Origin of the sequence: Enterobacter wuhouensis (assembly GCF_035835995.1) — a bacterium.
GTDB classification, from domain to species: domain Bacteria; phylum Pseudomonadota; class Gammaproteobacteria; order Enterobacterales; family Enterobacteriaceae; genus Enterobacter; species Enterobacter wuhouensis.
Genome location: NZ_CP142124.1, coordinates 2548570 through 2562689 on the forward strand (window position 1 = coordinate 2548570; position 14120 = coordinate 2562689).

The 14120-nt window shown below is 57.3% G+C and carries 14 protein-coding genes; 8 read left to right on the top strand and 6 right to left on the bottom strand.

Features of this window, described 5'->3' with window-relative positions; translation table 11 throughout:
- Nucleotides 1-65: 65 nt before the first annotated feature.
- On the bottom strand, nucleotides 66-641 hold the full coding sequence (locus VPX56_RS12270) for a helix-turn-helix domain-containing protein (protein ID WP_326466577.1): 576 nt from the start codon (nucleotides 639-641) through the stop codon (nucleotides 66-68).
- Nucleotides 642-791: 150 nt separating this feature from the next.
- Here VPX56_RS12270 and VPX56_RS12275 point away from each other — a divergent pair, with 150 nt between their 5' ends.
- Together VPX56_RS12275 and VPX56_RS12280 are read left to right on the top strand one after the other, a co-directional pair.
- Nucleotides 792-1307 (top strand): GNAT family N-acetyltransferase, encoded by a 516-nt coding sequence (locus VPX56_RS12275; RefSeq protein ID WP_131632517.1) that lies wholly within the window; start codon nucleotides 792-794, stop codon nucleotides 1305-1307.
- The gene (locus VPX56_RS12280; RefSeq protein WP_131632516.1) at nucleotides 1307-1756 is read left to right on the top strand and encodes a DMT family transporter; all 450 of its coding nucleotides are present in this window, start codon (nucleotides 1307-1309) and stop codon (nucleotides 1754-1756) included. The genes VPX56_RS12275 and VPX56_RS12280 overlap by 1 nt, the downstream gene beginning before the upstream one ends.
- Here VPX56_RS12280 and VPX56_RS12285 read toward each other — a convergent pair.
- Together VPX56_RS12285 and VPX56_RS12290 are read right to left on the bottom strand one after the other, a co-directional pair.
- On the bottom strand, nucleotides 1753-1986 hold the full coding sequence (locus VPX56_RS12285; protein WP_326466581.1) for a YdcY family protein: 234 nt from the start codon (nucleotides 1984-1986) through the stop codon (nucleotides 1753-1755). The two genes, VPX56_RS12280 and VPX56_RS12285, sit on opposite strands and share 4 nt — an antisense overlap.
- 97 nt (nucleotides 1987-2083) lie before the next feature.
- Nucleotides 2084-3682: an ABC transporter substrate-binding protein gene (locus VPX56_RS12290; RefSeq protein WP_131632514.1), complete on the bottom strand. Its 1599-nt coding sequence runs from the start codon at nucleotides 3680-3682 to the stop codon at nucleotides 2084-2086.
- Nucleotides 3683-3964: 282 nt separating this feature from the next.
- Between VPX56_RS12290 and VPX56_RS12295 the strand changes: the two genes are divergently transcribed.
- Genes VPX56_RS12295 through VPX56_RS12305 form a run of 3 tightly spaced genes read left to right on the top strand, consistent with a single transcriptional unit; the run spans nucleotide 3965 to nucleotide 10459 of the window.
- Nucleotides 3965-5305, top strand: coding sequence for an SrfA family protein (locus VPX56_RS12295; protein WP_131632513.1), 1341 nt, complete (start codon nucleotides 3965-3967; stop codon nucleotides 5303-5305).
- A gap of 4 nt (nucleotides 5306-5309) precedes the next feature.
- On the top strand, nucleotides 5310-8291 hold the full coding sequence (locus VPX56_RS12300; RefSeq protein ID WP_131632512.1) for a virulence factor SrfB: 2982 nt from the start codon (nucleotides 5310-5312) through the stop codon (nucleotides 8289-8291).
- Nucleotides 8288-10459 carry a virulence factor SrfC family protein gene (locus tag VPX56_RS12305; RefSeq protein ID WP_326466588.1) on the top strand — a complete coding sequence of 724 codons (2172 nt, stop codon included), beginning with the start codon at nucleotides 8288-8290 and terminating at the stop codon, nucleotides 10457-10459. The genes VPX56_RS12300 and VPX56_RS12305 overlap by 4 nt, the downstream gene beginning before the upstream one ends.
- A 30-nt stretch (nucleotides 10460-10489) precedes the next feature.
- On the opposite strand, the gene VPX56_RS12310 is transcribed toward VPX56_RS12305, so the two are convergent.
- Together VPX56_RS12310 and VPX56_RS12315 are read right to left on the bottom strand one after the other, a co-directional pair.
- A complete protein-coding gene (locus VPX56_RS12310) occupies nucleotides 10490-11248 on the bottom strand; it encodes an alpha/beta fold hydrolase (RefSeq protein WP_326466590.1) in 759 nt (252 codons plus the stop codon).
- 86 nt (nucleotides 11249-11334) lie between these two features.
- Nucleotides 11335-11508, bottom strand: a complete 174-nt coding sequence (locus tag VPX56_RS12315; RefSeq protein WP_003856960.1) for a GhoT/OrtT family toxin — start codon at nucleotides 11506-11508, stop codon at nucleotides 11335-11337.
- A gap of 244 nt (nucleotides 11509-11752) precedes the next feature.
- On the opposite strand from VPX56_RS12315, the gene VPX56_RS12320 reads away from it, so the two are divergent.
- From VPX56_RS12320 to VPX56_RS12330, 3 genes are read left to right on the top strand one after another with little or no spacing between them, the layout of a single operon-like run.
- Complete coding sequence (locus VPX56_RS12320) at nucleotides 11753-12079, top strand: TehB family protein (RefSeq protein ID WP_326466593.1); 327 nt, start codon at nucleotides 11753-11755, stop codon at nucleotides 12077-12079.
- Between the two features lie 27 nt (nucleotides 12080-12106).
- Nucleotides 12107-12460, top strand: a complete 354-nt coding sequence (locus VPX56_RS12325) for a TehB family protein (protein ID WP_131632508.1) — start codon at nucleotides 12107-12109, stop codon at nucleotides 12458-12460.
- A gap of 3 nt (nucleotides 12461-12463) precedes the next feature.
- Nucleotides 12464-12646 carry a DUF1869 domain-containing protein gene (locus VPX56_RS12330; RefSeq protein WP_131632507.1) on the top strand — a complete coding sequence of 61 codons (183 nt, stop codon included), beginning with the start codon at nucleotides 12464-12466 and terminating at the stop codon, nucleotides 12644-12646.
- Between the two features lie 39 nt (nucleotides 12647-12685).
- Here VPX56_RS12330 and patD read toward each other — a convergent pair whose 3' ends face one another.
- The gene (gene patD / locus VPX56_RS12335; RefSeq protein WP_326466598.1) at nucleotides 12686-14110 is read right to left on the bottom strand and encodes an aminobutyraldehyde dehydrogenase; all 1425 of its coding nucleotides are present in this window, start codon (nucleotides 14108-14110) and stop codon (nucleotides 12686-12688) included.
- Nucleotides 14111-14120: the final 10 nt, after the last annotated feature.

Below are 14120 nucleotides of genomic sequence, written 5' to 3' on the forward strand. Positions count from 1 at the left end.
AAGGAACGCCTTCTTGTGCAAATGTCATTAAAGCCTGGTTTATTATTCCGCATCGTGCATTACCATTACGAGCCAGACTGATTAAGCCGCACGACCAGATAAACGCAGGATTGATCGGTTTCATTGATAAATCGGCAGTCATTTGGCGGCCCCAGTTCGAGACAATCTCCCGCCGCCATCTCGTGCCGCGTATCCCCTTCCAGAAACACAAGCCGGCCGGACTGGAGCCAGATCAGCTGGCGTGCCAGGGCATAGGATGATGCCGGCATGGGAACATCGCTGCCGCCGGGTAACTCAATCTGAACAAGATCTATCGGCAGATCGGTGCGCGGTGAAACGTGGCGGCGAAGATAGTGGGTCTGCGGATCGCGCCAGACGGGCTGATTGGCGAGACGCAGCAGCTTCCCTTCCTGCATCTCTGCTCTGGCAATAAGGGTCGACATGCTGATCCCAAACGCACCCGACAGGCGGGCAAGCAGCGTGGCCGTAGGGCTGCTGTCCCCGCGTTCAATCTTGTGGATCATTGCCCGCGAGACGCCGGCCCGGTCGGCAAGCTCGCTCAAGGACCATCCTCGCGACTCGCGTTCAATGCGAATTCGGGCGCTAATCCGTTGATTCATCGTGTCTGTCATAGTGTTCATAACGTCATACTATAGTGTATGGATGGCAATTCAACGGTGTTTTCATAACAAAAAGATATGGCTTATGCCGTAGCGGTTTGGTATCACGGTTGTGTACTATCTTAGTTATCGCGTAATACTATAGTGAACAACACACTCAGAGGGTAAATCATGATCGTCCGTCATGCCTGCAAAGAAGATTGCGCCGCTATCGGTGAGATCTACAACCACGCGGTGGTGCATACTGCCGCTATCTGGAACGACAAGACGGTGGATACCGATAACCGTATCGCATGGTTTGAGGCGCGGGCGCTCGCAGGCTATCCGGTACTGGTGAGTGACGAAGACGGCATCGTCACCGGTTACGCCTCCTTCGGCGACTGGCGCGCTTTTGACGGATTTCGCCACACGGTTGAGCACTCGGTTTATGTCCACCCGGACCACCAGGGCAAGGGGATTGGGCGTACGTTGATGAATGCGCTGATTATCGAAGCGCGCAGGATAGGTAAACACGTGATGGTAGCCGGGATCGAATCACAAAATCATGCCTCCATTCATCTTCACGACACGCTGGGCTTTGTGACCACGGGGCAAATGCCGCAGGTGGGTACGAAGTTTGGACGCTGGCTGGACTTAACCTTTATGCAGCTGCAGCTTGATGAGCGCAGCGATCCGGATGCGATTTAATGAATCAGTCTTTGACCTTGGCGTTTCTGGTGGCGGCGGGCATTGGCCTGGTGGTGCAAAACACCCTGATGGTGCGTATCACCCAGACCTCCTCCACCATTCTTATCGCGATGCTGCTGAATTCGCTGGTGGGCATTGTGCTGTTTGTCAGCATCCTGTGGTTCAAACAGGGGGGGGCCGGTTTCAGCGAGCTGGCCTCTACGGTTCGCTGGTGGACGTTAATCCCGGGGCTGCTGGGGTCGTTTTTTGTTTTTGCCAGCATCAGCGGATACCAGAATGTCGGCGCGGCGACGACTATCGCCGTGCTGGTGGCAAGCCAGCTGATTGGTGGTCTGGTAATGGACGTGTTGAGAAGCAACGGCATTCCACTGCGCGCGCTGGTCGGCCCGGTGTGCGGCGCAGCGATGCTGGTGGTGGGGGCATGGCTGGTGGCCAGACGGCAGTTTTAAAGGATGGTGCCACCCTTCGTCAGATGCTCCTGACGCGCGTCCATCTCGTCTTTATGCTGCTTACCGTGTTGTGAGATCGCGGTGCGCAGACGCTGCTGCTGCGCGTAGCGATCTTCACGGCTCAGCTCAGCGTCATCGCTTAATTCGATCAGCAGTTCATTCATGTGGGTAATCACGCTCTCTTCGATGGCAGCATCCACACGGGCGGTAACTTCGTTTAAATGTGACATTGTCACTCCTTGTGAATTGCCGGGTGGCGGCTACGCCTTACCCGGCCTACAGGGGGAACCCCAGGTCCGGTAAGCGCAGCGCCACCGGGCAACACAATCAGTTCAGCTTCGCTTTTGAGAAATCGCTGCCCATCAGGCTAACGCTGTAGCCCGTGACGTTGCTGCGGGTAGCGTAGAAGGTCTTGCCGTTTGCCAGCGCAATCCACGGCGCCTGCTGGTAGAAAATTTCCTGCGCCTGGCCGTAGAGCGCCGCGCGATCGGCCGGGCTGCTGGTCAGTTTGGCTTTCTGAACCAGAGCATCATACCCCTTATCGCACCAGCGCGCGGCGTTCGATCCGGTTTTGATGCTGTTACAGCCCAGCAGCACGTCCGCAAAGTTATCCGGGTCGCCGTTATCCGACATCCAGCCAAACAGCGCGGCGTCATGCTCGCCTTTACGCATGCCGGACAGATATTCGCCCCACTCGTAGGAGACGATTTTGGCCTTCACGCCCACCTTCGCCCAGTCGGCCTGAATCATCTCTGCGATACGGCGAGAATTTGGGTTGTACGGACGCTGCACGGGCATTGACCACAGCGTCACTTCTGCGCCCTTCTCCAGCCCCGCCTGCTTTAGCAGCGCTTTCGCTTTTTCAGGATCGTAACCGTAATCCTTCAGGTCTTTGTTAAAGCCCAGCATATTTGGCGGAATCGGTGATTTTGCCACCGTGCCGGACCCCATAAAGACGGCGTTAACGATGGCCTTTTTGTCGGTCGCATAGTTGAGCGCCTGGCGTACCAGCACGTTATCGAACGGTTTTTTCTCGGTATTAAAGGCCAGATAGCCTACGTTCAGGGCATCCACCGAGTGCAGCGTCAGATCCTTGTTTTTCTTAATCACATCAAACTGTACCGGCGACGGTGCAGGCACGATCTGGCATTCGTTGGTTTGCAGCTTCGCGAGGCGCGTTTCCACGTTCGGCGTGATGGAGAAGATCAGATGCTTCGTCGGAACGGCGCCGTTCCAGTAGTTCGGGTTGGCGACATAGCGGATCAGCGAGTCGACTTTGTACTGCTGAAGCACGTACGGGCCGGTGCCGATAGGCCAGGTATCGACGTTCTCTGGCGTGCCCTTTTTCAGCATCGCATCGGCATATTCAGCGGAAAGAATAGAGGCAAAATCCATCCCCCAGTCCGCCAGGAAGGCCGCGTTAGGCTCGCTCAGGGTGAACTGAACGTGATAATCGTCGACCTTTTTAACGTCCTGAATCAGCTTATCCAGGCCAACGTCGTTGAAGTATTCGTAATTACCCTGGGATACGTTGTGATACGGGTGCTTAGGGTCTTTCTGACGCATCACCGAGAAAATAACGTCATCGGCGTTAAAGTCGCGCGTCGGCTTAAAGTAATTATTACTGTTGAACTTCACCCCTTTACGCAGCGTGAAGGTGTAGGTTTTACCGTCCGGTGAAATCGTCCATGACTCCGCCAGGGACGGAACGGGGGTATTTTTTACCGGATCGAAGTTGATCAGGCGGTTGTACAGCACCTGAGAACTGGCGACAAACGAAGGGCCGGAACTGGCAATCTGCGGGTTAAACGACTCCGGGGAGGCCTCAGAGCAATAGATGATGGTGTCATTGTTGGCCGCCCATGCGGCACTTGCCGGTAAAAGAGTGCTCAGCGCAAGCGCGAGCAGCGTTTTCCCTGTAGACATGGTTATAACCCTATCGGTTTTATTATATTGGACAGTAATAACAGCACAGCCGTTATCACCTGGCAAATAACGAAACACTATCAGGATATTCTAAATCAGCGTTTTTCGCTGGTTTTACAGCCAGCCTTCAAGGATTGATTTGCCTTAAGTGCCATTATCCGTCAAGCACAACCGCTCCGATCTATGCCGCAAGAAATCGGCGCTTTTAGCGTCTCTTCCTCCGTTTGTTTGCTTTCTCGTTTCGTTAAAGTAACGGTGTGAAGAAGTATATGGGATCAAATCGTGGCAAAAACTCTTTTACGCAGCGGTAATCTGGATGATTTTCAGGCCGTTGGCGGCGGCGGACAGGCCGTTTTTGAATCAGCGTTGCAAATCCGTGAAGCGCTGCGCCTGCGCAAGCAGCAGGCTATTGTCGATTGTCTTGCCATTCCGCAGGTCAACGATGGCGGCGATCGCGTGGACTGGTACTCCCCGGTTGAAGGTAACGTAAGCAGCTGGAAGGCGGCTGACGAGGATGACCGTTTTCGCGCCCTGCGCTATCTGGAAAACACCCTTGCCAGCGTCGACTCGCTGAGCAAGAAATGCCTCCAGTCGCCTAAAACCGCGCAACAGCTTTTCGGCTCCCTGCTGTCTAAGGCTTTCCAGTTTCCCGGCGAAAACTTCCTGTTTCTGGTTGAGGGTAAGCCGGTTATTTGCTTCTGGGGCTTTGTAAACCTGAATGAAAACGCGCGCGACGATGTCCTCGACTGCCTGCGCGAATCCTTGATCCCGGAGCCCGAAGCGGTCGCCATTGAGGTTCCAGAACCTGAGCCTGAGCCGACCCCCGTCATTACCTTTGAACAGGCGGATGAGCCGCTGGTCGCCCCTGCAACCGTGGTCCGCATTACGCCTGACGCGCTGTATGAGCCAGAACCTGCCAGGGCAGTTTTACCTCCGGCTGAAGAACCCGCGCGCGCGCCGGAGATTGTCGCAAAAAAACGCCGCCTCCCGCTCTGGTCGCTGCCGGTCGCAGCCGTGATTGTCGCCGCGGTTTCCGTGCCGTTACTTTGGCCCAATCAGGCGCCCTCCGCAGAGCCGGTGCAAACCCCGGCCCCTGAGGCTGTCGCAATTGCGCCAAAACCGATTAAGTCGGTTGAGCCGCTGGCAATGACGTTACCCCTGCATCAGGCCGAGGTTGTGGAAACGAAGGCGAAAGAACCCGCCCCAGAGCCTGCGCCCGTGGTGATTGCAGCGATCCCGAAAGACGCCATGGTGATGGAGGCAGGCCAGGTCAAGGCAGGCTCAACGCGTTTCCTGAATGGGACCTGGCGCGCAATCCTGGACGTTAAGGACCCGATCACGGGTAAACCGCCGTCAATGCGCTATCAGATTCAGAATAATAAAGGCCTGGCGCGTGTCGTTCATGGCGATAACGTTGTCTGCCGCGTGGAGGTTTTCTCCGGGCTGCACAGCAACGGCGAGCTGATGATTAAAAGCCGCGGTAATGCCCGCTGCACGGACGGCTCCCGCTATCCGATGCCTGAAATTGCCTGCAAGGCAGGCACCAGCGATATCGCTGAATGTAACGCGCGTTATGATGCAAAAACCGTCGTTCCACTGACGTTTAAGAAAGCAGGTGCCTGACCCTATGCTGGTAAATCTTTGCGACTACAAACAGAGCGTCACGCTTATTGCCAACAGCGGCGTGCAATTTCTTGATTTTGGCCTGACGCCGCAGGACACCGCCAGCAACGGGCGTTTCGTGCGTAAAACGGCAAACGGCCCGCTTTTGCGTCTCGACTTCGACCTGGTTAATGGCCGGTACACGCTGCCGGCTTCGGGCGGCGGTCAGCCCGAGGTTGTTAAGCCAGAAACGACGATCCCGCTACACCAGTCCCTGACGGTGCTGGACGGCGTCTGGCTCCCCGTTCCGTTCCTGCGCTTCAACCCACCGCGCACCTTCGTTGACGGGCCGGATAACTGGGCCCGCGTCCAGATACGCAAGCTGGATGCACCCGATACGGCGGGCAATACCCACCGCGTCACCCTCGCCCTCGACAGCCAGATTGCCGAACATGCCACGTCAACCCTGTCGCCTGTCGAAAACGATATTCTGAACGGGACCCGCTTCGCCCTGGCCTGGCGTGATGATGAAGTAGACAGTTTCCTCGACCAGACCTGGATCGACGGCTGGCTGCGGGAAGCGTTTACCCAGTATGCGGACGGCGTTGAAAACCGCTCTGAACGCGAGCTGCATCAGGCGATGCGCGGGTTTGAGTATCAGGCGCACTGGCTTAACCTGCTGTCCATGCTCGGAGAACAGCTCACCGTACCTGAAGTGAAGTTTGTTACCCATACGCTCAGCACGCCCGCCATCCCCGTCGACCTGATCCTCGACGTGGGCAACACCCATACCTGCGGCGTTATTATTGAAGACCACGGGGATGCGAACGATGGCCTTCGACAGACCGCCGAGCTTCAGGTGCGTTCGCTAAGCGAACCGCAGTTCCTCAATGAGCCCTTGTTTACCAGCCGGCTGGAGTTCTCTGAGGCGCGCTTCGGCAAGCAGCACTTCTCGGTTGAAAGCGGCCGGGAAGATGCCTTTGTCTGGCCGTCTATCGTCCGCGTGGGCGATGAGGCGCGCAAACTGGCCATGCAGCGTCTGGGTACCGAAGGCAACAGCGGCATTTCCAGCCCGCGCCGCTACCTGTGGGATGAAACGCCGGTGGTGCAGGACTGGCGCTTCAGCCAGATGAACAGCAAAACGCAGCGAGAACCCTTAGCTACCGCATTCCCGCTGATGAACCTGATGAACGACGACGGCGAGCCGCTCTTTACCCTGCCGCAGGACGAGCGTCTGCCGGTGTTCTCCCCGCAGTACAGCCGCAGCACGCTCATGACGCACATGCTGTGCGAGCTGCTGGCGCAGGCGCTGGGGCAGATTAACAGCGTCGCCACGCGATTGCGTCTGGGCTTTCCGGCCTCGCCGCGCCAGCTGCGCACGTTAATTCTCACCCTCCCGTCGGCCATGCCAAAGCAGGAGCGCGAGATCTTCCGTCGCCGCATGTTCGAAGCCATCGCCATCGTCTGGAAGGCGATGGGCTGGCACCCGCAGGACGAGGATTTCGCCAGCCGCAAACAGCAGGAAAAAAGCGTGGTGCCGGTTCCTGAGATCCAGATGGAATGGGACGAGGCCAGCTGCGGCCAGCTGGTGTGGCTGTACAACGAAGCGATTTCACATTTTGGCGGCCAGACGGAGGCCTTCTTCGCCTCCCTCGCCCGCCCGGATCGCGAACCCGAGCCGGGCGTTCAGCCTGGACGCGCGCTGCGCGTGGCCTCTATCGATATCGGCGGCGGCACTACGGATATGGCGATTACCCACTATCAGCTCGACGATGGTTCCGGGAATAACGTCAAAATTACCCCGCAGCTCCTGTTCCGCGAAGGATTTAAGGTTGCGGGCGATGACACGCTGCTGGACGTCATCCAGCGCTACGTGTTGCCAGCCCTGCAAACTCAGCTGCAGAAATCCGGCATGGCGGATGCCTCCATGCTCATGGCCTCGCTGTTTGGCGACTCCGGGCGCATTGATACCCAGGCGGTACTGCGCCAGCAAACGGCGCTCCAGCTCTTTATGCCGATCGGTCACGCAATTCTGGCCGCCTGGGAATCCAGCGATATTGACGATCCGCTGGCAGGCCTGCACGCCACCTTTGGCGACCTGCTGCCGCAGAAGCCAACCCGCAACGTGATGAACTATCTCCAGCAGGCGATTGATCACGCCCTGCCTGCGGGATCTGAAGCCTTCGATCTGTATGCCGTCCCGCTGCACGTGAATTTCCGCGAAATGCAGGACGCAATGCTGGCCGGTCAGTTTACGCTGGCCTCACCGCTTCATGCCGTGTGCGAAGCAATATCCCATTACGGCTGCGACATCCTGTTAATTACGGGGCGTCCCGGCTGCCTGCCGGGCGTTCAGGCGTTGATTCGCCACCTGCAGCCCGTGCCGGTTAACCGCATCGTCTGGCTGGACAAGTACCAGGTTCACGAATGGTATCCGTTCAGCCAGCAGGGGCGTATTGGTAACCCGAAATCAACCGCCGCCGTCGGCGCGATGCTGTGCAGCCTGGCGCTTGACCTGCGCCTGCCGCGCTTTAACTTCAAGGCGGCCGATATTGGCGCGTATTCAACGGTGCGTTATTTGGGCGTGCTGGATAACACGGTAAATACGCTGCGTGAGGAAAACGTCTGGTATCAGGATATCGATCTCGATAAGCCGGGCGCGAAGCTGGATGCCCGTCTGCATTTCCCGCTGCGCGGTAACGTGACGCTCGGCTTCCGCCAGCTGGCAAACGCCCGCTGGCCGGCAACCCCGCTTTATACCCTGAGCATCAACTCGGCCGAGCTGGCAAAAGCCATTGCGGGAGACGGCGTGCTGAACGTGCGCCTGAAGCTGCGCGGAGGAAGCAAGCATGAAGGACCAGAATCCTTCGAGCTTAGCGACGCGTGGCTACAGGATGGAACGCCGGTTCCTGCGGATGCATTAACCTTCAAACTGAATACCCTGGCCGATCGCCGTCATAGCGGAAGCCATTACTGGATCGACAGCGGGAGCGTATACCTGAAATGACTGCGACGACTACCACTCAGGCCTTAATCAGGTGGATCAACGAGACGCGCCTCCACGCCGCCATGCTGGATAACGATGCCGACGCGCTGCTCGCCCGCATCAACGCGGTGCAGGCTCGCGAGCAGGCCATTGAACGCGCACTTACCCGCCAGACCAGTATTGGGCTGTACGGCCATTCCCAGAACGCGAAAGCGCACCTGCTGTTGTCCCTGTGCGGGAGCGGCAATGGCCGCCTTAACGTCACGCCGGGCCAACGGACGTTTGATTATTTCTCGCATATCAATCCGGGACATGCCCTGACCAATATGGCGGTCCGGTTCACCAGAGAAAGCGCAGAGATCGCCGATGAAGCGTTCCCACTCCGTCTGAGCCTGGTAACGGAGGCCGAGCTGGTTCAGCTGTTTATTGCCCGCACTACCCTGCACCCGCAGATCCGTTCGGTGGATAAAGCGGTAATCGAGGCACGGCTGGAAAAATGGCGCGGGCTGCGCCAGCCGCAGGGCGTGCCGGGGATTACCGCGCAGGACGTGGGTGCCATCGCCCGTTTCTGGCAGAGCACGGTGCCGGGCGCTAAACAGCAAATTGATGATGCGCTTTGGCATCAGTTTGCGCTGCTGGTTCCATCCCTCGATCTCAGCACGCGCGCCAGCGTCTGGTCGTTGCTGTGGGGTGAGCAGCAGGAGCTAACCCAACAGTGGCTGCAGTTTGCACACGTGCTGCACCAGACCAGCCACGCCAGCGAGCTTGCCGCGCCGCTCAGCCTGCTGGTCGACAACTTTGGCCTGCCCGGCGAAGGGTTTATTACTCACGGCACGTTTAGCGGTACCGAGGCACAGGAGACGCTGCTGCACCCGCTAAACAAGGGTGAAGCGCTGAGTGCGATCAGCATTCCCGTCGATACCCTTGCCTTCCTGACGCGAGAACTGGTATTGCCCGTTGAAAGCTGCGCGCTGGATAATGTTGATATCATTGATATTCCCGTCTTATCAGACGATAACGGCGATCCGTTAAGCCAGGCTAAATACCAGTGGCTGCTGGAGCATTACCGTCAGCAGCTCCAGCCCGATGTGCTGGTCATCTGCAATGCTACCGCCCAGCACGAACAAACGGCAAAAAAGGCGAAGGCCCTCATTCAGTGGGTCAAAGAGACGCAGCCGGCGGAAGAGTCCGCCCTGCCGGGCCTGGTATGGGCGATAACCCCTCAGGATGCGCGCTTTACCTCCCGACAGAATCTCGACGAGGCCGTACAGCATCTGCTTGGCAAACCGGGCCTGCACTGGGGCACTTTACAGGCGCTGGATAGCCACAGCATGCAGCGCGTGATCGAGTGGCTGTCCCAGGCCACCTTGCCCGCACAGCGCCAGAAGCGGCTTCATACCCTGCAGTCCATGCAAAAGCAGGCGCTTTCAGCACTCATGCAAAGCTATCTGTCGCCGCTGGTTGAGGAGCCGGGGATCAGACGCGCGCAGGCAGAAAACATGGTGCGAATGCTGCAAAGCGCCGCGGCCCGCCACGGCGAGCTGCTAGAAGGCCTAATGCCGCCGCTAAAAGCCTTTGAGACGCTGCTGGCCGTCCAGCAGCCGCGCGAGGAGCAGGTAAACGGGCTTTTCACGGATAACATCGACCTCTTTGCCGAAAGCACTCAGGACAATGCCAGCCTTTTCCAGACAAAGGACAAAGCGCGCCTGGCGCATAAAGTCTGGATTAACCACCTGCGCCAGTGGAGCCGCAACGATGCAGCCGCCGCCCGCCTGGGGCTGGAGCCCGCAGTTTTACAGCAAATTGCCGATGTGCTTGTGGTGACCAGCTACCGGCTAAACCTGCCTCATCAGCTGCAAAAAATTGTCGACATGGATAAAAGCAGCGCGGCACAGCTGCACGCCGTGATGGGCAATTTCATCGGCTGGCTGGGTTACGACCAGACGCCCGTTGCACAACGCCCCGCAAGCCGAATCCATAAAGGTCAGGCGATATTTGTCACGCCGGTGGTAAGCAGTGACACGCCGCGTCTGACGCGCCTGGGCGAGCAACCCGTGCATGCGGCTACCGCTTACGTATACGACTGGCTGGTTGCGCTTTATAGTCGGGCCATTGAGAACATTGACTATCAGCACCCGCACGACGTCCAGCCCGCTGCCCGCAAGGTGTTGCAGGCGCTATTGCGCTAGCAAAATCCCGGCCCGCACCCGAGCGGGCCGTTATCCACCTGCCATACACTCCGCTAGCGTTTTTGCCAGCGCAGGGGGATTTTCCCAGGACATCGAATGCCCGGCATCCGGGATAATCTTCATCTCAACGCCTTTCTGCTGGAGCGCACTGAAATCTTCATCAGGTAAAGACAACGCGCCGAAAATCAGCGTCACAGGACAGGTTAGCGACAGGAACAGTGACTCCCATTCGGGCTTCACACCTTCGACGAGACTTTTTGCGCCGCGCCATACGGCATAAGGGGCATTGCTTCGCAGGCAGCCCTTCCACGCTGAGGTTTCGGCATTGAGCAACGCGTCGTACCCCTGTTCGCAAAAATGCTCTTCTGATTGTGCCGCAATCGATCGGCTGAACATGCCGCCGCCGGCGTGAAAATTGGGTTCTGACACCATGAGCCCTTTTACCCGGCCTGCCATGATAACGGCGGTTTCTATAGCGATGCTGCCGCCCATGCTGTGTCCGTAGAGCCAGAGAGCATCGAGCTGAAGATGATCGACCAGTTCAGCAACAACGCGCGCCTGCTCGCTGGTGCGATAGCCGTAACGCACAGGCCTGTCGCTGTAACCGCTGCCGGGAAGGTCGATAAGAATGGCCCTGCGTCCGTCAAATTGGGCATCGCAGACAATACGGGGATATTCGTAGGATGATGCGCACCCTAATCCGTGAATAAACACGACGGGTACGCCGGAACCGGGAAGGTCTTGCCAGCGAACGGTGCAGCCAGCGTGTTGCGAGTAAAAACTGTTCATAAGCACTCCATTTTTGATGCACTGTTTATTTATACAGTCATCATACCTGGAATGCTATGTTCTTCTTTTAAAACTGGAAGCGTGATTCAGAAAAGCGAGATCAGCAGCGCCACGGGAAAACTCATTGGCCAGGTGGACCCCACCAGAAAAGCGCTCAGCAGACGAATGCGCTTGCGATCTTTCGAGAGGAACCAGGTAATGAGGGCACAGATGGACGCCATGATTGCGTAGAAAACCAACATCTTTTGATACAACGTCATTCTGTTTACCTGAGCCGAAAAAATAACCGCACGCAATATGCGTCATATGTTGATACAGATCAAGTTTTTTCGTTACACCATAACCACTTAAATATTAAGGATAATAACAACTGAGTACTTCCCTTAACATCCCTTGAGGAGCAGGACTAATCATTTCTTATAACATGCATATTAAATGCACTTTTTGATAAATTTTGACATGCAGAACGCGGTTTAATAAAGGCAGGCTTTTAAGGGAGGAAATATGCTACGCATTCCGCAAAGTTGTATTCATACCCGCTCCACCCCGTTCTGGAATAAAGAGACGGCCCCCGCGGGGATTTTTCAGCGTCACCTGGACAAAGGCACACGCCCTGGCGTTTACCCTCGCCTCTCCGTTGTGCAGGGTGCAGTACGTTATTTGGGCTATGCTGATGAATTTACCCCCGAGCCTGACAGCGAATTGATTATCGAGGCGGGCCGTTTCGGTGTTTTCCCGCCGGAGAGATGGCACCACATTGAGGCCATGACCGATGACACCCTGTTCAATATCGACTTCTTTGTCGAACCCGAGGTGTTGAAATCTCTGTAAGCGCCAGACGCTAAGAAGGAAACCATTATGCTACGTATTCCTGAGAATTTTGTTCATACCCGTTCGACCCCCTTCTGGAACAAAGAGACGGCGCCTGCAGCGCTATTTACCCATCACAATACGAAAGCGGGCGTCTATGGCCGCCTGTCGGTCATGCAGGGTGCGGTTCGTTACTTTGGCTTTGCTGACGGTGACGCGACCGAGCCGGATCTGGAGCTGGTTATCGAAGCAGGTTCATTTGGTATTTCCCCGCCGCAAAAATGGCACCGCATTGAGCTGTTAACCGACGATACCTATTTCAATATCGACTTTTTTGCCGACCCGGACGTTACGTTGACGGGGGCTGGTATCGGTAAAGTGGTTAACACACATAAGGAGTAACCCATGGGCAAGGCAACCTACACCGTGACCGTCACCAACAACAGCAACGGTGTCTCGGTGGATTACGAAACAGAAGCCCCAATGGAGCTGTTAATTCCTGACATCGCGGCGGACGTGGTGAAGGATTTAATCAACACGGTACGCGCCTACGACACGGAAAATGAGCACGAGGTATGCGGCTGGTAAAGAGAATGCCCGGCGGAATAACCTGCCGGGCAGGACTGCCTAGTGTTTTATCATCACATGCCGAATGACCGTATAATCCTCAAGCCCGTACACCGACATGTCTTTCCCGTAGCCTGATAACTTCATGCCGCCGTGCGGCATTTCGCTCACCAGCATGAAATGGGTGTTAACCCAGGTGCAGCCGTACTGCAGGCGCGCGCTCAGGCGATGGGCACGGCCAACATCTTTGGTCCAGACCGATGACGCCAGACCGTATTGCGAATCGTTAGCCCACGCCAGCACCTGCGCTTCATCGTCAAACTGCGTCACGCTGACGACCGGGCCAAACACTTCTCGCTGTACAATCGCATCGTCCTGCTTTGCCCCCGCCAGCAGGGTTGGCTGGAAGTAGTATCCTGCGCCCTCTCTTTTGCTCCCGCCGGTGATTACCTGGATATGGTCCAGCGCTTTCGCTTCGTCGACAGCCTGACAGACGCGCGCGAGATGTGCGGCGGAGCTGAGCGGCCCCAGCTCGGTTGATTCATCTTCCGGCGCGCCCATCTTCAGGCCGGCCACCGCCGCCCCGAGCTTTTCAACCAGCGCGGCATAAATGCCCTTCTGAGCATAAATCCGGCAGGCCGCCGTGCAGTCCTGCCCGGCATTATAGAACCCAAAGGTCCGCACGCCGTCGACCACCGCATCAAGATCCGCATCGTTAAAGACGATAACGGGCGCTTTGCCGCCCAGCTCCATGTGGGTGCGCTTAATGGAGGACGCGGTATGCCCGATGATATGTTCTCCGGTCGCAATCGAACCGGTCAGAGAAACCATGCGCACTTTTTCGTGCCCGGTAAGCGGATCGCCCACCGTCTTACCGCGGCCAAACAGCACGCTCAGCACGCCTGCAGGGAAGATATCTTTCGCCAGTTCGCCGAGCTTTAAAGCCGTGAGCGGGGTAATTTCCGACGGTTTGATCACCACACAGTTCCCCGCTGCCAGCGCGGGGGCAAGCTTCCAGGCGGCCATCATCAGCGGATAGTTCCAGGGGGCAATCGACGCTACCACGCCCACCGGGTCACGGCGAATCATCGAGGTGTGCCCCTCAAGATACTCCCCGGCGGCCAGCCCGTTCAGCGTGCGCGCGGCTCCGGCAAAGAAGCGAAAAACATCCACCACGGCCGGTATTTCATCGCCCAGCGCACAGTGCAGCGGCTTCCCGCAGTTGAGGGATTCAAGCCGGGCAAACTCTTCGCCATGCGCCTCGATGACGTCAGCCAGCTTCAGTAAACACTCGGAGCGGGCTTTTGGCGTGGTTTGCCCCCACTGCGCAAAAGCGCGATCGGCGGCACGCACTGCGGCATCGACCTGCTCTGCCGAGGCTTCCGCGATCTCCAGCAGCACGTCGCCGGTGGCGGGATTATAAACCGGCTGTTTTTCCCCTTCACCGGCAGTCAGTTCACCATTAATCAGCAGTAGATTTTGCATAGCATTTTCC